Annotated in this window: 21 protein-coding genes; 10 read left to right on the top strand and 11 right to left on the bottom strand. The window is 68.4% G+C overall.

What is annotated here, in order from left to right:
- The first annotated feature begins 123 nt into the window (after positions 1-123).
- Together R6V09_RS03005 and R6V09_RS03000 are read left to right on the top strand one after the other, a co-directional pair.
- On the top strand, positions 124-1812 hold the full coding sequence (locus R6V09_RS03005) for a sodium:solute symporter family protein (protein ID WP_317879757.1): 1689 nt from the start codon (positions 124-126) through the stop codon (positions 1810-1812).
- A 20-nt stretch (positions 1813-1832) separates the two neighbouring features.
- The gene (locus R6V09_RS03000) at positions 1833-2162 is read left to right on the top strand and encodes a hypothetical protein (RefSeq protein WP_317879756.1); all 330 of its coding nucleotides are present in this window, start codon (positions 1833-1835) and stop codon (positions 2160-2162) included.
- A 167-nt stretch (positions 2163-2329) separates the two neighbouring features.
- On the opposite strand, the gene R6V09_RS02995 is transcribed toward R6V09_RS03000, so the two are convergent.
- Positions 2330-3016, bottom strand: a complete 687-nt coding sequence (locus tag R6V09_RS02995) for a class I SAM-dependent methyltransferase (protein WP_317879755.1) — start codon at positions 3014-3016, stop codon at positions 2330-2332.
- Between the two features lie 225 nt (positions 3017-3241).
- On the opposite strand from R6V09_RS02995, the gene R6V09_RS02990 reads away from it, so the two are divergent.
- Together R6V09_RS02990 and R6V09_RS02985 are read left to right on the top strand one after the other, a co-directional pair.
- Complete coding sequence (locus R6V09_RS02990; RefSeq protein WP_317879754.1) at positions 3242-3958, top strand: DUF5753 domain-containing protein; 717 nt, start codon at positions 3242-3244, stop codon at positions 3956-3958.
- 8 nt (positions 3959-3966) lie between these two features.
- Positions 3967-4167: a DUF397 domain-containing protein gene (locus R6V09_RS02985; RefSeq protein WP_317879753.1), complete on the top strand. Its 201-nt coding sequence runs from the start codon at positions 3967-3969 to the stop codon at positions 4165-4167.
- On the opposite strand, the gene R6V09_RS02980 is transcribed toward R6V09_RS02985, so the two are convergent.
- From R6V09_RS02980 to R6V09_RS02945, 8 genes are all read right to left on the bottom strand, one after another.
- Positions 4158-4511: a hypothetical protein gene (locus R6V09_RS02980; protein WP_317879752.1), complete on the bottom strand. Its 354-nt coding sequence runs from the start codon at positions 4509-4511 to the stop codon at positions 4158-4160. The two genes, R6V09_RS02985 and R6V09_RS02980, sit on opposite strands and share 10 nt — an antisense overlap.
- Positions 4511-5188, bottom strand: coding sequence for a helix-turn-helix transcriptional regulator (locus R6V09_RS02975; protein WP_317879751.1), 678 nt, complete (start codon positions 5186-5188; stop codon positions 4511-4513). Before R6V09_RS02975 ends, R6V09_RS02980 begins: the two co-directional genes overlap by 1 nt.
- Before the next feature lie 233 nt (positions 5189-5421).
- Positions 5422-7185, bottom strand: a complete 1764-nt coding sequence (locus R6V09_RS02970; RefSeq protein WP_317879750.1) for an outer membrane protein assembly factor BamB family protein — start codon at positions 7183-7185, stop codon at positions 5422-5424.
- Positions 7186-7231: 46 nt separating this feature from the next.
- The gene (locus R6V09_RS02965) at positions 7232-8995 is read right to left on the bottom strand and encodes an outer membrane protein assembly factor BamB family protein (protein WP_317879749.1); all 1764 of its coding nucleotides are present in this window, start codon (positions 8993-8995) and stop codon (positions 7232-7234) included.
- Between the two features lie 190 nt (positions 8996-9185).
- Positions 9186-10988 (bottom strand): ABC-F family ATP-binding cassette domain-containing protein, encoded by a 1803-nt coding sequence (locus R6V09_RS02960; protein ID WP_317879748.1) that lies wholly within the window; start codon positions 10986-10988, stop codon positions 9186-9188.
- Between the two features lie 171 nt (positions 10989-11159).
- Positions 11160-11867: a WbqC family protein gene (locus R6V09_RS02955; protein WP_317879747.1), complete on the bottom strand. Its 708-nt coding sequence runs from the start codon at positions 11865-11867 to the stop codon at positions 11160-11162.
- A 28-nt stretch (positions 11868-11895) separates the two neighbouring features.
- Positions 11896-12567: a YdcF family protein gene (locus R6V09_RS02950; RefSeq protein WP_317879746.1), complete on the bottom strand. Its 672-nt coding sequence runs from the start codon at positions 12565-12567 to the stop codon at positions 11896-11898.
- Positions 12568-12616: 49 nt separating this feature from the next.
- A complete protein-coding gene (locus R6V09_RS02945) occupies positions 12617-13630 on the bottom strand; it encodes a helix-turn-helix domain-containing protein (RefSeq protein ID WP_317879745.1) in 1014 nt (337 codons plus the stop codon).
- Between the two features lie 296 nt (positions 13631-13926).
- Between R6V09_RS02945 and R6V09_RS02940 the strand changes: the two genes are divergently transcribed.
- The 6 genes from R6V09_RS02940 (at position 13927) to R6V09_RS02915 (ending at position 18221) form a co-directional block, all read left to right on the top strand.
- On the top strand, positions 13927-14340 hold the full coding sequence (locus tag R6V09_RS02940) for an ATP-binding protein (RefSeq protein WP_317879744.1): 414 nt from the start codon (positions 13927-13929) through the stop codon (positions 14338-14340).
- A gap of 480 nt (positions 14341-14820) precedes the next feature.
- Positions 14821-15837 (top strand): radical SAM protein, encoded by a 1017-nt coding sequence (locus tag R6V09_RS02935; protein ID WP_317879743.1) that lies wholly within the window; start codon positions 14821-14823, stop codon positions 15835-15837.
- Between the two features lie 56 nt (positions 15838-15893).
- Positions 15894-16472, top strand: coding sequence for a dTMP kinase (locus tag R6V09_RS02930; RefSeq protein ID WP_317879742.1), 579 nt, complete (start codon positions 15894-15896; stop codon positions 16470-16472).
- Entirely contained in the window at positions 16465-16962 is a 498-nt protein-coding gene (locus tag R6V09_RS02925; protein WP_317879741.1) for a hypothetical protein, read from the top strand. The genes R6V09_RS02930 and R6V09_RS02925 overlap by 8 nt, the downstream gene beginning before the upstream one ends.
- On the top strand, positions 16959-17753 hold the full coding sequence (locus R6V09_RS02920; protein ID WP_317879740.1) for an STM4013/SEN3800 family hydrolase: 795 nt from the start codon (positions 16959-16961) through the stop codon (positions 17751-17753). Before R6V09_RS02925 ends, R6V09_RS02920 begins: the two co-directional genes overlap by 4 nt.
- Positions 17754-17771: 18 nt before the next feature.
- The gene (locus tag R6V09_RS02915) at positions 17772-18221 is read left to right on the top strand and encodes an NUDIX hydrolase (RefSeq protein WP_317879739.1); all 450 of its coding nucleotides are present in this window, start codon (positions 17772-17774) and stop codon (positions 18219-18221) included.
- Here the strand turns inward: R6V09_RS02915 and R6V09_RS02910 are convergent.
- Both R6V09_RS02910 and R6V09_RS02905 read right to left on the bottom strand, forming a co-directional pair.
- Positions 18218-18409: a hypothetical protein gene (locus tag R6V09_RS02910; protein ID WP_382692849.1), complete on the bottom strand. Its 192-nt coding sequence runs from the start codon at positions 18407-18409 to the stop codon at positions 18218-18220. The two genes, R6V09_RS02915 and R6V09_RS02910, sit on opposite strands and share 4 nt — an antisense overlap.
- Positions 18410-18527: 118 nt before the next feature.
- A partial coding sequence (locus R6V09_RS02905; RefSeq protein ID WP_317879737.1) for a peptidoglycan recognition family protein occupies positions 18528-19394 on the bottom strand: 867 nt, incomplete at its 5' end.

The following is a 19394-nucleotide window of genomic DNA, read 5'->3' as shown; positions in this document are numbered from 1 at the left end:
ATCCGTACGTACGTCCACGCTTCACACAGAACCAAACACATCAAACCACCGATCCCCCCAGCCGTCACCATCAAAATCAAACAAAGAACACCAAACGAAGAACACAAACAAGGTGAGCGCTTGATGCAGACTCTGCAGCCCCCCACCTCCCTCGCCGCCGAGCTCCGGCTCCCCACCAACGGGCTCGACTACACGATCCTGGCGATCTACTTCGTGGTCGTCCTCGGCATCGGTCTGGCCGCCCGCAGATCGGTGAAGACGAGCCTCGACTTCTTCCTCTCCGGGCGTTCCCTGCCCGCGTGGATCACCGGTCTCGCCTTCATCTCGGCCAACCTGGCCGCCACCGAGATCCTGGGCATGGCCGCCAACAGCGCGCAGTACGGCGCCTACACCGTCCACTGGTACTGGATCGGCGCCATCCCGGCCATGGTCTTCCTCGGCCTGGTGATGATGCCCTTCTACTACGGCTCGAAGGTGCGCTCGGTCCCCGAGTTCCTGCTGCTGCGCTTCGACAAGTGGGCACACCTGCTGAGTTCGTTCCTGTTCGCCTTCGCCGCCATCCTGATCGCCGGTGTGAACCTGTACGCCCTCGCGATCGTCGTCGAGGCGCTGCTGGGCTGGCCGCAGTGGGTGGCGATCGTGGTCGCCGGCGCCTTCGTGCTCGCGTACATCACCCTCGGCGGGCTGTCGTCGGCGATCTACAACGAAGTACTCCAATTCTTCGTGATCCTCGCCGCCCTCATCCCGATCTCCTACCTCGGCCTGAAGAAGGTCGGCGGCTGGGACGGGCTGACCCACAAGCTGGACGCGGCCCACGGCCACAACTTCACCACCGCGTGGGGCGGCACCGGCATCGGCAGCGTCAACCCGCTCGGCGCGAACTGGCTGACCATCGTGCTCGGCCTCGGCTTCGTGCTGTCCTTCGGCTACTGGACGACCAACTTCGCCGAGGTGCAGCGCGCGCTGTCCGCGAAGAACCTGTCCGCCGCCCAGCGCACCCCGCTCATCGCCGCGTACCCCAAGGTCTTCATCGTCTTCCTGGTGATGATCCCGGGCCTGGTCGCCGCCGCGCTCGTCCCGAAGATCGGCACCAGCGGCTCCGACCTCCAGTACAACGACGCAATCCCGTACCTGATGGAACAGCTGCTGCCCAACGGCGTCCTCGGCATCGCGGTGACCGGACTGCTGGCGGCGTTCATGGCCGGTATGGCGGCCAACGTGTCGTCCTTCAACACGGTCTTCACGAACGACATCTGGGCGAAGTACGTCGTGAAGGACCGCGAAGACTCGTACTACGTCCGCTTCGGCCGCCTGATCACGGTGATCGGCGTAGCGGCGTCAGTGGGCACAGCCTTCCTGGCCTCGTCCTTCTCGAACATCATGAGCTACCTCCAGACGCTGTTCTCCTTCTTCAACGTACCGATGTTCGTCGTCTTCATCGTCGGCATGTTCTGGAAGAAGGCCACCCCGAAGTCCGGCTTCTGGGGGCTGCTCGCGGGCACGGTCACCGCGATGGTCAACTACTTCTGGATCTACAAGCAGGGGATCATCTCCATCCCCTCCGACCAGGGCGCCAACTTCGTCTCCGCGATCGCCGGGTTCGTCGCCGGCGCGGTGGTCATGTTCGCCGTGTCCCTCTTCACCCGCCCCAAGTCGGCCGAACAGCTCCAGGGCCTGGTCTACGGCACGACGTCCCCCGGCATGACCGAGGCGCCCGCCGCGGGCGACGACGCGTGGTACCGCCGGCCGGCCCTGCTCGGCTGGGGCGCGGTGATCCTGGCCGCCCTCTGCTACATCCCGTTCTCGTTCTAGTCGCGGAGGATTGAGAAACCATGTCTGAACAATCAGGTCACTCCGGACACTCAGAGCACGACCTCCAGCGCGAGGTCAGCGAGCTGGAAGGCAAGTCCACGACGGCGTCCCGCCTGTTCGATCTGCGGCTGATCATCGGTGGGTTGTTCGTCGTCTACGGCGTGATCGTCACGATCGCGGGGATCAATCCGTCGGACTCGTCGCTGGACAAGTCCGAGGGCGTCAACATCAACCTCTGGACCGGGATCGCGATGCTGCTGCTCGGGATCTTCTTCCTGGGGTGGCTGAAGCTGCGGCCGGTACCTCCGGTGGAACTGGCGGAGGTCGCGGAGGAGGAAGAGGGGGCTTAGGGCGGCTGCCGGGGGCGGGTGGGCTGTGGCTGGTCGCGCCCACGTGGCGGAGCCGCGAATGTCACAGCCCCGCGCCCCTTAAGGCAACCGTGCCGGCCGTGTTGAGTAGTGCCGTACATGAGGTCCCGCAGCTCATCCGACTCGAACCACGGCGATCTCCCCCGGGGCTAACGCACTGCGGTGACCAGCAACGTGTCGGCGGTGCGTGGTCCTTCGGCGGTCGACGGCAACGTCTCAACGACCGTTTCGGTGAACCCGGCCTCGTCCAAGACCTTCACCCAGACCTGCTCCTGGAGCACCCACCGGCGCATCCTGGCGGCTTCCCCCGCCGGCGTCTTCGCCGGGACGGCGGCGGCCACGACGTCCGCCTGCGCGGGGGCGCCGCTCAGGTAGTGCGCCAGGGTGGAGAACACCAGCCGTCCGCCCGGCTTGAGAGCAGCGGCAGCCGCCGGCAACAGTTCACGAGGGTCGGTGAAGTCGAGGGCGCCGAAGACGCTGTACAACACGTCGTACGCGCCGACCTTCGCCCGCAGCTGCAACACGGCGTCGGACGGCACGATGCGCAGGCGCGGCGCGAGGTGGCCGAACAGGTCGAGCGCCATCTCGTACTGCGCCGGTGAGGCGTCGACGGCGTCGATCCGGGCGGGCCGGTGATGGACGGCGAGGTGAGCGGCGTGCCGTGCACTCCCGGCGCCGAGGTCACCGACGACGAGTCCGGACAGATCACCCAGCACTTCCGCGCCGGGCCCGCCGTCGTGGCTCCAGTTCCAGTGGAAGGCATCGGGGACCGCACGGTCACGCTCGGCGCGGCCGCGGCCGTAGTGGTGCCAGAGGTCCGAGGAGGTGGTCGTCACCCGGACATTCTTGGCGAGCGGTGTCCGGCACCGTGCCGATTCCGGAGATTCTCACCCCCTCGTACGTCGGGCACCTGCCGGAGTCGGCCGGGGCCCGACGGACCACTCCGTCAGTGCGAGTCGTTGCCCGGGTGGCAGGGGCCGCACTCGGCGGCGTCCGTCCACAACAACAGGTCGACGTCCCAGCCGTCGGACGCGATCAGGGTCGCCGTCCTCATCACCGAGATGGAGTCCGGAACCGCAGGAGTGAGCGAGGAACGCGTACGCAGCCTCGCCGCTAATTACTCCTGCGAGGACGAGGAGTTGATCGATGCGCTGATCGCCATGGCCACGGATCGGACACGCGGTTGGTGGGAGGAGTACCGGGGGCTGCTGCCCACGTCCTTCCTGGACCTGTCCGAGCTGGAGCACCACGCCACCTACCGCTGGGACGTGGATTTCCTCCATGTCCCCGGCCTGCTCCAGACAAAGGACTACGCTCGCGCAGTCTTCTCGCACAGAGTGCCCGCGCTTCCCCCGAGAGACCTCGAACTGCGGGCCGAACACCGGATGAAGCGACACCGCATCATCGAGGGTGCCCAACCGACTCCGTACGAAGCCGTAGTGCACGAGGGGGCCCTGCGCATCCGGGTCGGCGACCGTCCCGCGTCACGCGCTCAGCTCACCCGCATCCTGGAACTCTCGGAAGCGGACCACGTGACCGTACGTGTCATCCCGTTCGACCTGGATGGATTCATCGATGCCGGAAGCGCCATGGTGTACGCGGGTGGCACTATGCCCAAGCTGGACACGGTCGTGCGGGACGCACCCCACGGTTCTGCCTTCGTCGACTCCGAGGCGCAACTCAGCAACTTTCGAACGCTTTTCCGTAGAGTGGAGGGTGTGTCACTCGACCCCGAACGCTCGCGTGACTTCATCCACAGGCTGACGAAGGAACTGTGAGGCGCACCATGACACCCCCGGCCAACTGGCAGAAGTCGTCCTTCTCCGGCGGCGGCGACGGCAACGCCTGCCTCGAACTCGCCACCACCCCCACCGCCTTCCACCTCCGCGAAAGCGACACCCCCGCCACCTTCCTCACCACCACCCCCACGGCCCTCGCCGCCCTCCTCCACGGCATACGCGCCGGCCGTGCCGATCGTCACGGCTGACCCCTGTCCACGCCGACGGACTCCAGCAACGGCAGACACACCGCCTCGACCCTCCGGGCGTCGCGGCGGACGTATGTGCGGACATCGTTCGGCGGGGTGCCGTCGTAGATGTCGGTGAGGAAAGCCCGGGGTCTGACATCAAGGAGGGCGTCCCACCAGCGGTAGCGCCTGCGGGCACCGGGCGGGCCGATCACGACCCACGCCCAGTGCAGCGCCAGCAGTGCCGTGGCAGGGTCCTGTGTCGGTCTGCCCTTGCGGACGGCCCGTAGGACGGCCGCGTGTTCCTTCCGGCTCATGGCCTCCCACGCGATGCGGGACTCCTCCCGCACCCACCGCTGATCCATTACGCCTCCGGACCCGCCGCATTGGTCAGTGGGCCCGCCCTGTCCAGCAGTCCTGTGCGGGCCGCCAGCGCCGCCGCCTCCAGCCTCGACCCCACTCCCAGTTTCATCAGCACCCTCTGCACATGCGTGCGGGCCGTCGACGGGGCTATGCCCATGCCGGCCGCGATGAGGCGGGTGTCCTCGCCGTCCGCCACCCTGACCAGGACCTCGACCTCCCTCGGCGTCAGCATCTGCAAGAGCCGTTGGCCCTCGTCGTCGGGCTGGGCCGCCGGGTTGAGCAACTCGCTGAAGGCGCCTTGCAGGAGTTGTGGGGCTACGGCTGCCTCGCCCGCCCTCGCCTTCATGATCGCGCGCTCCACGCCCTCTATGCGCTCGTCGTGCCGGACGTAGCCCGAGGCGCCCGCCGCGAAGGCGGCCGCGATGCCGCGCGGGCTCGGTACCGGGCCCAGTACCAGCACCGCGACCTGCGGGCGCTCCCGCTTGATCTTCACCACCGGGTCGAAGATGCCCGGCTCGGCCGGTGTCGCCGTGCCCAGCAGGCACACCTCGGGGGCGCGGGTGATCACCAACTCCGCCGCGCCCGCCGCCGGTGCTGCCGCGGCCAGCACCCGGTGTCCCCGCAGCTTCAGTGCCGAGGCCAGCGCCTCTGCGAGCAATCGGTGGTCGTCGACCACCATCAGCCGCACTCCCATCGAGCAACCCCCCAGTCCCCCCAATGGATGCCCACTATGGATGCCCACCGGTCCCCAAGAACAGAGGGCCCCCAGCACCCCCGTCCTTCATGCCCCCGGAAGCTACACGCTTGTTCGACGTTGCGCTGCCCCTACTGGTGAGAAGTGCCCCGGATCGACGGACTTTTTCGCATTCCGGGGCATTCACGGGTGATGGGGGTGGTGCGGGACGGACTGGTTCAGCCTGTGGTGCCGAAGGCGATCGCCAGGTCCTTGTCGTCGGTGGAGGACGACGAGGGCTTGTCCGCGTAGACCGCCGACATGTACAGGTGCCCCTCCGAGTAGAGGATCTCCGCGTAGTCCGGCAGGAAACTGGTCTCCGTGTCCCGTACCGTCTCGGTGCTCGGGTTCTCCAGCAGCGTCGTCTCCTTGAAGGAGTTGCCGTCGATGCTGACGATCTGGCCGCCCTTGTCGTAGGGCGGGTACTTGTAGGCGAGCAGGTTGCTGCCGTCCATGCGCAGCGGGGTGATGGTGTAGCCGTCGCCCGCGTCGGCGCGCTGGCCGGTCTGCTTGCCGGTGGCGAGGTCGAAGGCGACGATCTCGTTGGTCTTGCTGTAGGAGTCGCCGGAGCCGTCGTGTTCCTCGGTCGGCACGTACAACCGGTCGTTCCCTACGGCGAGTTCGGTGCAGTACTCGACACGGGTGATGCCGTCGCAGCGGCCCGCGTACTGCTTGCCCGGCGCCGCGATGTGGGTGCGCAGCGCGCCGGTCTTGTTGTCGATGGAGAAGAAGTCGGAGATGCCGCTGCCGTCGCCCGCGCTGTCGCCGACGTCGGCCGCGACGACCAGCGGGTCGGTCGACACGATGCTCGCGTACTCGATGCCCTGGGCCACCTTGTAGTCCGAGAGCACCTTCCCGGAGACCGGGTCGATGGTCTGGATGTGGAGGGTGGGCGAGTCGTACGTGCCGCACCTGCGCACCGCGACCAGCTTGGCGCCGCCGCCGTAGCCGGCGTCGTAGCAGTCGGCGACCTTCGGGCTCCACAGGACCTTGCCGGTGGCGATGTCGAAGGCGGCGCCGCCGTCGGTGCTGCCGACGGCGACCGTGTTGGCACTGACGGTGACGTTCTCGAAACTGATCGGCTGGTCACCGGAGTTGGCGGTCTTCGTCCACAGCTTGGTGCCCGCGTCGAGGTCGATCGCCGCGATCTGGCTGCAGCCGTGCGAGGGCTTGTCCTTGGTCGGCATGGCGGGCTCGTAGATGATCGCCGTTCTGCCGTCGGTGGTGGTGTTCTTCGTGGCCTGGCAGACCGGGCCGGGGAGTTTGATCGTCCACTGCTTGGCGCCGGTGTCGCGGTTGTAGCCGTCGACCTCGGCGGCCCCGCTCTTGGCATACACCTTGTCGGTGAGCCAGGAGCCGGTGGTCTGCATGGTGTCGGTGACCTTGGGCATCGGAACCTGGAAGAGGACCTTGGAGGCGGTGTCGGCGGGCACCTTCTCCTTGCCGCCCGAGGTGGTACCGCCCTTGTTGTCGGAGGGAGTTGAATCGGCGGTGGTCTTCTTGTCGTCGGCCTTGTCGTCCTTGCCGGACGAGGACGAGTACCAGATCCCGCCGCCGACGATCAGCGCGATCGCCACCACCGCGGCCGTGATGATCACTGCCGACGCCCCGAACTTCCGTCCGCCGCCGCCCGGTTGACCCGGCTGCGGGTGCAACGGCATGGTCGGCTGACCAGGCTGGCCCTGCCCCGGGTAGCCGTAACCGGGCTGCTGGCCATAGGGGTTGGGCTGCTGGCCGTACGGCTGCTGCGGGGGCTGCGCGTACGGGTTGGGCTGCTGCCCGGGGTAGCCGTAGCCGGGCTGCTGGGGCGGGGGCGGAGGCGGCGCCTGCGGGTAGCCGTAGCCCGGTGGGGGCGGTGGCTGCTGCGGGGGCTGGTCCTGGGGTGGGCCGAAGCCGCCCTGCTGTGGGGGCTGGTTCGGCGGGGGCGGGGGCGGCTGGGTCATGACGAGTACCTCGGGGACGAAGCGGAGACAGGAAGAGGTCGGGGTCTCACTTGCCGTAGGCGAGCATCAACTTCTCCTTCGTGTCGTCATTGCCGTTCAGCCGGGTCGTCGAGATGTAGAAGCGCCCGTCGACGTAGTCGACGTCCCGGGAGAAGAAGCTCGACTCGATCCGCGCGGTGCCCGCCGGCAGCTGCAGCAGCTTCGTCGTGGTGTGCGAGGAGCCGGTCGTCGGGACGGACACGACCTGGCCGCCCGCGTCGTAGGCGGCCTCCACATAGGCGATGAGCTTGCCGCCCTCGGCCTGGACCGGCTGCATCGACTCGTCCGCGGGGGACTTGACGCGCCACTTCTCCTTGCCGGTGGCGAGGTCGATCGCGACGATCTGGTTGGCGCCGGTCGTCGCGTCGGTCGGGAGGTAGAGGGTGTTCGCGTCGACCGCGACTCCCTGGCAGCCCTGGAGGTTCCGGTCGAGGATCGTCAGACCGCAGGAGGGCGCGAAGACGGCCTTGGAGTCGACCTGCGAGCGGACGGAGCCGTCGCTCTTCAGCGTCGAGATGTTCCAGTGCTTGTTGTCCGAGTCGGTCATGTAGAGGACGACCGGGTCCACGGAGTACACATGGGACACCGTCCAGCCCTTGGGGATCGACTTGGTCCACCTGGCCTTGCCGGTCGCCGGGTCGAGTTCCTGCACCTCGTCGTGCTCGGTGGAGGAGCCCGCCCCGCAGGACGAGACCACGAGCAGCTTGCTGCCGCCCGCGAACGCGGACGGGAAGCAGGCCGCGCCGTACTTCTTCTTCTCGTACAGCTGCTTGCCGGTGGCGAGGTCGTAGGCCACGCCCGACTGCGAGCGGCCCACCATCAGGGTCTTGCCGGTGATGGTCAGCCCGACGCTGAGCGCGCTGTCGAACAGGTCGCCGTCCGCGACGGTCGTGGCCCAGCCCTTCGCCCCGGTGTTCAGGTCGAGCTGCTGGAGGTGGTTGCACTTGGCGTTGTCGCTGACACCGCTCTCGTACGCCACCACGATCTTGTCGTCGGCCGACTTCTGCGGGGTGACCGCGCAGATCTTCTGCGGGAAGGTGATCGTGGCCCAAGTCGGGTTGCCGTTGCCCACGTTGTAGGCGACGACTTCCTTGTACGCGGCCTTCACCGCCGTCTTGCCGGTGATCCACATGCCGGGGGCGTCGGCGCCGGAACCGGGCGCGTCCGGCGCCTCCTTGTACCAGAGCACCTTCGCCTCGCCGGACTTGCGGCCCTCGTTGAGGTTCTCGGGGTCCTTGCCGCCGTCACCGCTGCCGTCACCGGGGTTGGCCGGGTCGTCGGCGGTGCTCGTGCCGGAGGCCGTGGGGCTGTCGCTCTTCTCCGCCACCGGCTTCTTGTCGTCGCTGCCACCGGTGACCGCCCACACCGTGCCGCCGACGACCAGCAGACCGGCGACCGCCGCCGCGATCAGGAGGGCGGGCCTGCCCTTGAAGGGGCCGCGGCCGGAGGGGGGCTGGGGCGGGGTGAACTGCGGTGGCGGGGGCGGCGGGTAGCCGTAGCCGCCGTAGGGGGGCTGCTGACCGTAGGGGCCGGGCTGCTGCGGCTGACCGTAGGGGCCCGGCTGTTGGGTGTACGGGCCCGGCTGCCCGCCGTACTGGCCCGGCTGCGGCTGCTGGCCGTACTGACCGGGTTGCGGCTGCGGTTGTTGCGGGTAGCCGTAGCCGGGTGCCGGTGGAACGGGAGCGCCGAAGCCGCCGGACGGTGGCTGTGGCGGTTGGTTCGGCGGCGCTCCGTAACCGCCGGACGGCGGCTGTTCGGGCGGCTGAGTCATCAGCGGCTCCCCCTCGTTCACTGATTTTTAGCCACGCCCCGAAGCACACGAAGGACCCGGAGGCGCATTCAAACAGGTCTCAGACGGCCCTTTGTATCACTGAGCTGTCCACGAACAACGGGCCGGTTCACCCCTGTACCCAAGGGAGGACCGGCCCGTGATGACCCCGTTATGCGCCTTCACGCACCCTTCACGCGTCCTCGGCGAGTTCCAGCCACCGCATCTCCAGCTCGTCGCGCTCGCCGCCCAAGTCCCGCAGCTGCGCGTCCAGTTCGGCCACCTTCGCAAAGTCCGTGGCGTTGTCGGCGATCTGGGCGTGCAGCTTGGTCTCCTTCTCGGAGACCTTGTCCAACTGCCGCTCGATCTTCTGGAGTTCCTTCTTCGCGGCCCGCTGGTCGGCGGCGCTCACGGCGGGTGCGGCCTTCTCGACGACGGGGACGGCAGCGGCAGCCACTTCCTCCATACGGTGGCGCCGCTCCAGGTACTCGTCGATACCGCGCGGCAGCATCCGCAGCGTCGCGTCACCGAGGAGGGCGTACACCTTGTCGGTGGTGCGCTCGACGAAGAACCGGTCGTGGGAGATCACGATCATCGAACCGGGCCAGCCGTCGAGGACGTCCTCCAGCTGGGTCAGCGTCTCGATGTCGAGGTCGTTGGTGGGCTCGTCGAGGAAGAGGACGTTCGGCTCGTCCATGAGGAGACGGAGCAACTGCAGCCTTCGCCGCTCACCACCCGACAGATCCCCGACCGGCGTCCACTGCTTCTCCTTGTTGAACCCGAACGTCTCGCACAACTGCCCAGCGGTCATCTCCCGCCCCTTGCCGAGATCGACGCGCTCCCGCACCTGCTGCACGGCCTCCAACACCCGCAGCGTGGGCTTGAGTTCGGCCACCTCCTGGGAGAGGTAGGCGAGCTTCACGGTCTTTCCTACGACGACCTTGCCGGCCGCGGGCTGGGTCTCGCCGTCGCTGCGGGCGGCGTCGGCGAGGGCGCGCAGCAGGGAGGTCTTGCCGGCGCCGTTGACACCGACCAGACCGACGCGGTCGCCCGGGCCGAGGTGCCAAGTGATGTGCTTCAGAAGGACTTTGGGTCCGGCCTGGACGGTCACGTCCTCCAGGTCGAACACGGTCCGGCCAAGGCGTGAGGAGGCGAACTTCATCAGCTCGCTGGTGTCGCGCGGCGGCGGCACGTCCGCGATCAGTTCGTTGGCGGCCTCAACGCGGAAGCGCGGCTTGGACGTACGGGCGGGGGCGCCGCGGCGCAGCCAGGCCAGCTCCTTGCGGACCAGGTTCTGCCGCTTGGTCTCCTCGGTGGCGGCGATGCGCTCGCGCTCGGCGCGGGCGAAGACGTAGTCGGTGTAGCCGCCCTCGTACTCGAAGACGTCGCCCTTCTGCACGTCCCACATCTGCGTGCAGACCTGGTCCAGGAACCAGCGGTCGTGGGTCACGCAGACGAGCGCGGAACGGCGCTCGCGCAGGTGCTGAGCGAGCCACGCGATGCCCTCGACGTCGAGGTGGTTCGTGGGCTCGTCGAGGACGACCAGGTCCTGGTCCTCGATGAGCAGCTTGGCGAGCGCGATACGGCGGCGCTCGCCGCCGGAGAGCGGGCCGATGACGGTGTCGAGTCCCTGCGGGAAGCCCGGCATGTCCAGGCCGCCGAAGAGTCCGGTGAGTACGTCGCGGATCTTGGCGTTGCCCGCCCACTCGTGGTCGGCCATGTCCCGGATGACCTCGTGGCGGACGGTCGCCTCCGGGTCGAGGGAGTCGTGCTGGGTGAGGACGCCGAGGCGGAGTCCGCCGGAGTGGGTGACGCGGCCGGTGTCGGACTCCTCCAGCTTGGCGAGCATCCGGATCAGGGTGGTCTTGCCGTCTCCGTTGCGGCCCACGACCCCGATCCGGTCCCCTTCGGAGACACCGAGCGAGACACCGTCGAGCAGGGCACGGGTGCCGTACACCTTGCTGACGTTCTCGACATTGACCAGGTTGACGGCCATTTCTCTCCTGACAGGGGGGACGGTCAGCCTCCCAGGGTAATGCGCGGTGAGAGGCTGACGATCCGTGCAGGTCAGCAAGGTGCCGTCGTTCGTCCGCCGCGCCGTCGTGGCTGGTCACGCCCGTGCGGCGAATGCCGCCGAAGTGGCACGCTGAAGATCCGTAGGCGGTGGTCAGGCTGTGCGCAGGCCCTCGAACGCGGCCCTCACGCGGGAAGGTCCGTATGCGGCGAGTGCCCAGAGGGCGGTGATCCTCGCTGCGCCGGTCCACAGGTCCTCGGCGGCCGTGGGCGGGCGGAAGGCGTGGACCTTGAGCTGTCGCTCCGCGAAGGGGCGGTGGTCGAGGTAGCGCAGACCGCCGGTGCCACAGAGATAGATGTCGGCGCCGACGGCGGTGGTGAGGTCGGCCAGACGTACCGAGCGGTCCGAGGAAGCGGCGAGGTCGCTGCTGCGCACGATGGTGCCGCGCCAGCCCAGGAGGTTCAGCAGGGCGCGGGTGGTGGCTTCGGCGACGGCCGCTGTGCCGACGCCCTCGGCAAGGGAACGGACGGCGGGTTCGAGTGAGGCATGCAGCAACTGCCAGTGGGGGCTGGCGTGATAGTGCTGCGCGGGCAGTTGACCGAGGCGGCGGGCACTGCGCCGCGGGTCGGCCAGTCGGGCATCGCGGATCAACGTTGCGCGGCCGTGCGGGAGATGGGTTTCGACAGACAGCCACTGCTGCCGTTGTGGGTCGTCGAGTGCGGCGAGGCGAGCGCGGTGTTGGTAGTCACGGCGGACGAACTGGACGTCGTCGAGGACCACCCAGACATTGGCTGTGTAGAGCTTGGCCAGAGTGGAAAGACGGGGCAGCAGGTTGGGTTGATGGATCGCGCACGAGCCCACCGGCCGCGTACTCGGGCGCGCGGCGCTGTCAGGCAGGCAGGAGCCAGCTGTCGTAGCCGCGGACGCGGAGACGGTCGAAGGCATCGCGGACCCTTTCCGGAACGTGCTGCTCGATGGCGAAACCACGCTTGGGGTACTCCATCACCCTCTCCATGTCGCCCATGAGCATGTCGATGAGCTGCTTCTCGTCGGCGTGGGTCGTGACGTACTCGTCGAACGACAGCGGCTGGGAGACGCAGACCGGCTCAACCTCGGGCCACAGCTTGCGGCATGTCGCGTAGGCGCGGCGCTGCATGTAGGGCATGGAGATCAGCAGCACGGTGGTCACCGCGATACCCGCGTTCTCCAGCACCTCGCGGGAGAAGCCGATGTTCTGGCCGGTGTTGGTGGCCTTCGGCTCCAGAAGGATCGCCTCGTCCGGCACTCCGAGGGAGAGCGCGTGCTCGCGGTAGTGGACGGCCTCGCCCCGTGGAAACCGCTCCTTGGTGGCGCCGCTGGTGTCACCGGTGAAGGCCACGACCGGGAACATACCGGCGTGGTACAGGTCGGCGGCGGCGCCGGCCACACCGAGATCGAGGCTGCCGAGGGCGATCGCGGCGGAGCAGGGCCGCAGTTCGTGACCCATCTGGTGGAAATCCCAGAGCGCGCGGGCGTCCGCCCGGTCCGCGTCACTGATCGTGGCCTCCTGACGGTCGGTCACGTGTACTCCTCGCTGGTGCGAACGGTCTTGATGCTGCGCAGTTGGTGTTTCAGTCCGTATCGGGTGGCGATGTCCGAGGCCCTGTCGAGCACGGCGTGCCCCCGCTGCGGGTGACCGGGTCGGTGAGCAGGATGTGGGCGTGCGCGGTTTCGATCTGGACGCGCTGGAGCGGAGTCTCGAAGCGGCCGTTGCTGCGGGCGGCATCGATGTAGGCCAGGGCCCGGGTGAGATCGCCGACACCGCGGTGGGCCAGCGCGAGCTTCTGCTGCGCGGTTGCCCAGTCCTCCGGTTCGTCCAGTTCCTCGAACCACTTGGCCGCCTGGCCCATGATGTGGATGGCTAACTCGTTGTGGCCATCCTTGGACAGGGAGGTGCCGATCCACAGCATGGCTCGGGCGCGGTCGGCCGAGACGAGCCTCTCGTCATCGGCGAGTTGCTGGTAGCGGGTGGCCGCGGCGGTGAGGCGTCCGGCCATTTCGGTGATCACGGTGAGGGAGAGTTCGACCTGCGCGGCTCGCCGGGGGATGCCGAGTTCGGTGAACACGTCGTGTGCGTCTGAGTAGAGCCGTTTGGCGGTCATCAGGTCCTGAAAGGTGCCCTGAAGGCGCCGCAGGTCGCCGGACAGGACCAACGAGCGCCCGTACAGGTACAGGCCCCGATCGTCGAGATCGCTGGGCTGGGTCCGACCGAGTCTGCGTTCCAGCAGGGTGGCGGCGAAGGCGAAGTCCTGACGATCGAGACACACCACGATCCGCTCCAGATCCTCCGCCCAGGTCTCGTGGTCCGCGTTCGTGAAGGACGGTGTTCCGCTCGGCCGTCGGCCCAGCGGGCTCGGGGCGAGAAGTTGCTCGAAGCGGGCCCGGGCGGCTGCATCGGCGCGGGTGAGGGCTGTGTCGAGGATGGCCTGTGTGTCGGGCCAGGGACAGGTAGCCGTGCCGAACTTCTCCCACTTGGAGACGGTGCGGATGCCGACGCCGAGGTGCGCCGCATAGGTGCGCACGCTCATGCGCAGCGCCTGCCGCAGCAAGCCGGCCTCGCGGCCGGTCCATCGACTCACGCTCACCTTGGGGCGCCTCCCTCCTGTCGCCATGGAAGCACGGACGGCGGGCGAGGGGCCGCGGAAGTGCCACAAGGGTGCAACGGCCGTTCATTCCCGGCGGACTGAGGATGCGTCAGGCTCAGATCGTTCCGTCCGCTCACTCCGTTGTGGAGGCATGTCCGCGTGGTCCCCCTCACCGAGAGCCACTACGGCTTCCCGCAGCTGACCCGCACCAACGAAAAGAAATGGGGCATGCCCCCTCGCACCTTCATGATTCGGCTCCGCCGCGCCCCGGGGTTCGGCGGAAGGCACTGGCGACGATGACCCTGACTGCGGCACCAGTAGGACCGCAGCGTTACCACGAGCGCTATCCGGCAAAGGAAGAGTCCGTTCCCCGCGCGCGCCATGACGTCGCCCTCGCTCTGGAGACCTGGGGTCTGTCCTGTCTGGTGGATGTGGCCGGACTAGTCGTCAGCGAGTTGGTCACCAACGCCGTGGATCACACCGACGTCACCACGGTCGGCGCCTCGGTCACCAGGACCGGCCTGCACTCGGTGCGGATCACCGTCACCGACACCTCCCGCGTACGGCCCACTGCCGAGACGCCGAAGGGTGACGAGGAGCGCGGGCGCGGTCTGCAACTGGTCGAAGCAGTCGCCGACGATTGGGGAGCCGAGGTGGTGCACGGCGGGAAACGGGTGTGGGCCCACCTGACCGCAGAGGCATCCCCGTGACCGGCTATCAGTCAACGGCCGCCGCCCCGCACGGCAGTATGCCCACTCTGCTCGACGTGACCAGCCTCCGGCCCCGTCAAGATGGCCATGGACTGCGTCCTGTGCAACACCCGCTTGCGGATCACCGGCCGCGTCCTGAGCGATGTCGCCACCACAGAAGGCCCTACCGCCTGTGGGCCTGCAACCCAACCTGCGGGGGCCTGCGTTGAGCGGCCTTCAGGCCCCCTGGCCCGTGCACCGTGGCGGGTCGCCCCGGGTTGAGGCCGTCGCCCTGGTACTCGTCGTGCTCGTCCTCGGCGGCGTGCTGCTCGCCGTGGCCCTGTAGTTCCCGGCGGTTCGCGGTGACCCGAGAGCCCGCGTGCCCGCCGTTCCAAGCTCCGCCCGCGTGAAGGGGGACCGCCTCCCCACGCCAGCCCGCTCACCATGCCGGACGGGCAGTCACCGAACCACAAGTGCACGCTTCGGAAGGAGTACCAGGTCATGACCGTTCCACTCCCGATCGCCGACTTAGACTGGACGGCGCTGCGGAACTTCGCCGCACTGCGCGGACAGCTCAGGGTCTCGCTGACGCCCATCTGCAACGTGAAGTGCTGGTTCTGCCACAACGAGGGCGACGTCCCGCCGCCCTTCATGCACCTGCACCGGGACGCCAAGCCCCGCGCCCGCAAACTGACCGCCGACGACTACGTGAACGTCCTGCGCGAGCTGATCGGCGCCGGATTGAGGCGGGTGTACTTCACCGGCGGCGAACCGCTGGCATCGAAGCTGGCGCAACCGGTCCTCACCCAGCTCCCCGTTCGCGGTCCGGACGTGTCCTACACACTGGTCACGAACGGGCTGCTGGTACGCACGCATCAGGACTGGCTCGCCACGACCGGCCTGGACAAGGTGAAGGTCTCCCTGCACTACTTCTCCGACGAGTCGTTCCGGGCCATCGCCCAGACCCGCTACAGCGTCGCGGCCGTCCTGGACGGCATCGAGGCCGCCCGCGAGATGTTCGAGCGGGTGGAGCTGAACACGCTCATCCAGCGCGAGAACGAACACGAACTGCGCGACATCCTCGCCTTCGCCCTCGACCGCAGGCTGCCAGTGCAGTTCATCGAGCTGGTCGACACCGACTTCAACACCGGCCGGAAGTCCTCGGCCATAGGCGCCCAGGGCCTCATCAACCACCTGCGGACACTGACCAGCGAGGAGGAAGTAGAGGTCTCCGGCGTCGGTCAGGGACGGCGGATCTTCCGCATCGACGGCATCGAGATCGACATCATCCACCGTGAACTGGGCCGCCACCATGTCGGCCAGTGCGGCACCTGCCCAGTGAAGGCCAAGTGCGTGGAGGGCTTCTGGGCCCTGCGTCTGGACCATGCCGGCGGAGTCCAGCCCTGCCTTTTACGCGAAGACCTGCGCATGGACATCCGGTCGCTGCTGGACCAGCCGGAGCAAGTCTCCTCAGCCGTGGCCCGACACGTCTCCGCCTTCACCGAGGGCACTCTGTGAACCCCCTGCGCGATCCGTACACACCCAGGACGGACGAAGGACGCCAGGGGCCTTTCGTGGTTCTGGAAGGAGTCTCAGGGGTCGGCAAGTCGACGCTGAGCCGCCTGCTGGCCAAGCGGCTCGGCGCCGCGGAGGTCCACACCCTCACCGATCCTCACACCGGCTGGTCCGACATGGCCAACCGGGAGATCCGGCCGTTGCCGCAGTTCGCCTTCTACCTCTCCGGTCTCCTGCACGCCTCCGATGCCATACGACAGCACCTAGGCACGGGGGCGGTGGTCGCAGACCGGTACGCCTCCTCGGTCGCGGCCTGCCACGCCGCCGTCAACGGCGTCGGCCTGGACCAGGTGAAGGAGCTGATCGCCCCGTTCCGGCCGTACCTCGTGGCGCCGGACGCCACCTTCTACCTCATCGGCTCCGATCTCTCGCTGAAGGAGCGGATGGGGACCAAGACGGACGTGAAGCAGGACGACACCGACCTGTTCAGCGTCCCCGGCCGCCTTGCCCGGCTCCGCGAGAACTTCCGGGCAGTGGCCGACGAGGACCCCAGCGCCATCACGCTCCCCACCGACGGCCACAGCCCGGACGACCTCACCGAGCTGATCATCAAGCACCTGGAGGACAGGCGTGCCTGACCCCATCGACGCCGAAACCGTCATCCGCGACGGCCGTGTCACCGGCGCATTTCCGGACGATATCCACGAGGGCGTGGCCTGGTGGGTCGCCGCCTGCTTCGTCGTGGTGAGCCGGGCCCGGCAGCTGGCCGTGGCACACGACGGGCACCCCATCACGGCCGAGTTCCACCAGCGGTTCTGCCGCGGGGCCATCAACGCCCAGCACTTCGGCTGCCAGGTGGCCAGCCTCGGCACGGCCGACGAAGCCCAGCTCCTGCACGCGATGAAGGCACTCGGCTCCGTCCCCGGAGCGTGGCTGTCCACGACCGACGACGGCGGGCGGCAGACCGTCACCATCCGCCTCTACGACGCGGACGGCCAGTCGGTCGCCGAAGGCACCGGCCTGGCCAAAGTGCGGGAGATGATCGCCTCCGACCGCATTCCCATCCCGGTCAACGACCAGGCCAGGGGCAGCATCACCGAGCGCCGCGATCTGGTGGAGGCACTGTGATCGACGCGGCCGAGGTCATCCGCAGCGAGACCAGCATCCTGTTCGTCACCCTCGATTCCCTGCGCTACGACGTCGCCCGCGCCGCCCTGCACGCCGGTCGGACACCGCGACTGGCGAGGATCCTGCCGGGCGGCCAGTGGGAGGAACGCCGCACCCCCGGCACCTTCACCCTCCCCGCGCACATCGCCTTCTTCTCCGGCTTCCTGCCCAAGTTGCCCCAGCCTGTACAGCCGCCCAGGCTGTGGGAGTGCCGTCCGCCCGCCTTCAAGACCGTCGATACGGGCACGTTCGTCTTCGAGGCGCCGAATCTCCTCACCGGTCTCGCCCGGCACGGCTATCGCACCGTGTGCATCGGTGGCGTGACGTACTTCTCGCGGGAGACACCGCTCGGGTCGGTGCTGCCCGACATGTTCCACGAGGACCACTGGCGGCCGGAGTTCCGCTCCCCGGAGCCCGACTCCACACGCCACCAGGTCGACCACGCTCTGACCGTCGCCGAGCAGTACGCCGACCGTCCGCTGTTCCTGTTCGTCAACGTCTCCGCCACCCACGTCCCTCACGGCCACTACACCGGCGAGAGCGGCGACTCCTGGCGCTCTCAGGCCGCCGCGCTCGCGTACGCGGACGAACACCTCGGTCGCCTGGTCGAGAGACTCACCAGCGAGAAAAGGTGGCTGATCATCATGTGCGCCGACCACGGCGACGCCTTCGGCGAGGATGGCTACCACGGCCGTGGCATCGCTCACCCCACCGTGCTGAACGTGCCGTTCGCCGCTGTGCTCGCCCCGTAGAAGCTACGCTCCCGGGCCATGAGCGACTCATCCCAGCGGAGGGCGATGCGCGACGCCTCCGTCATCGTGGCCCGGGACGAGGACGGCATGGTCGCCGTTCTGACCGCCGAATTCCCCGAGCACGGCGGCGAGTACGTGTTCCTGCCCGGGGGACGCCGGGAAGGTGACGAGACACCGGAGGAGTGCGCGCGACGCGAGCTGCACGAGGAAGCCGGAGTCGCCGCCGAAACCTGGCGCCCCCTCGGCTCGTACGCCATCACCCTGAACTCCACCGCCCGCATCCACCTGTTCCTGGCCGAAGGCCTCACCTTGGGACCGCAGCAACTCATGCCGAGTGAAGCGGACTTCAAGCTGATGTGGTGGCCGATGGACGATGCGATCCAGGCTGCCGCCCAGGGACGTTTCCTGCTCCAGGGCGGCCCCTTGGCGCTGCTGCTCGCCCAGCAGATCGCCGTGGACAGGCCCTAGTCCTGCTGGGCGGCGAACAGTTCCAGGTGTGCGCAGGTGGGGCAGCGATAGGCGTCGATCTGCCAGTGCGGTCGGCCCATCCTCTTGGCATTGCCGAGCGGGCCTCGCTGAAGGGGGCCCGCTATCCACCGCGCGAACCCGCGGGCGCCTTGTCCGGAGTCCTCGACGAAGCCCGGCTCCAGCCCCACCGCACCGCATTGGGTGCACCGTATGTTGTTCACGATGGGAGTGTATTGAGCGGCTGCGGGTGTTGGTCGTCGGGGCCAACTCCCGTCGCTCTCATGCCGCGTGACGCCCCCGCGCAGTTCAGCGGGCCGCCGCTGCCCGTACGTCGCTCAGCAGGTCGTACATCGTCTGGCCGGGGCAGTCCGTCTGGAGCCAGTCCCGGTGGCCGCTGATCGTCTCGTTGTCCTTCTTCACGCCGTTCACCGGGTTGGTGTAGGTGATCTTCGCCTGGGGGTCGAGGCCCTTGAAGCGGGTGATGACCTTGATCAGGCGGATCAACGAGGCCTTCGCCGCTTCCGTCGGGGCCTGGGACACCAGGTTGCCGATGAGGGCGATGCCGAGGTTGCCGGAGTTGAAGCCCGCCGTGTGGAAGGCGGTGACCAGGTTGCCGTCCTTGTCGAAGGCGGGGATCAGGTCGTCGCCGGAGTAGCGGCCCTCGTAGACAACGCCCGCCTCGTCGATGAGGAAGTGGTAGCCGATGTCGCCCCAGTCGAGGGTGACCGCGTGGTACTCGTAGATCCCGCGGACGGTCGCGGCCGGGTCAGGGTCGGCGTTCGGAGTGTCCGTGTGGTGGACCGTGATCGACTGCAACGGGTAGTACGCCTCAGGCGTGTTGACCTTGCCGTCCTTGTAGCGCTTCGACTCGTCGGCGCCCCAGGCCGGGCGCGAGAGGTAGCGGACGCCACGGACGCGGGTCGCCTCGGAGGGCACGTGGAAGGTGCGGTCGGGGCCGCGGGTGCAGTCGATCGCGACCGTGTGTACGTCCGTCGCGCCTGCCGGTGTCTTCACCTCGTAGCTGGTGGCCTCGTCGGCCGCGACCAGGGCCGTACCGCCGTCGTCCACGGTGGCGCAGCCGGTGCCGGTCTGCTGCCAGTCGCCGTCCGCGAGGCGGATGCCGGCGCCGTCACGGTCGCCGGTCCAGCGCAGGCCGACGTAGGACGCGGCGAA

Origin of the sequence: Streptomyces sp. W16 (genome assembly GCF_033194735.1) — a bacterium.
Lineage (GTDB): Bacteria > Actinomycetota > Actinomycetes > Streptomycetales > Streptomycetaceae > Streptomyces.
This window is presented reverse-complemented; position numbering and strand designations above follow the sequence as displayed.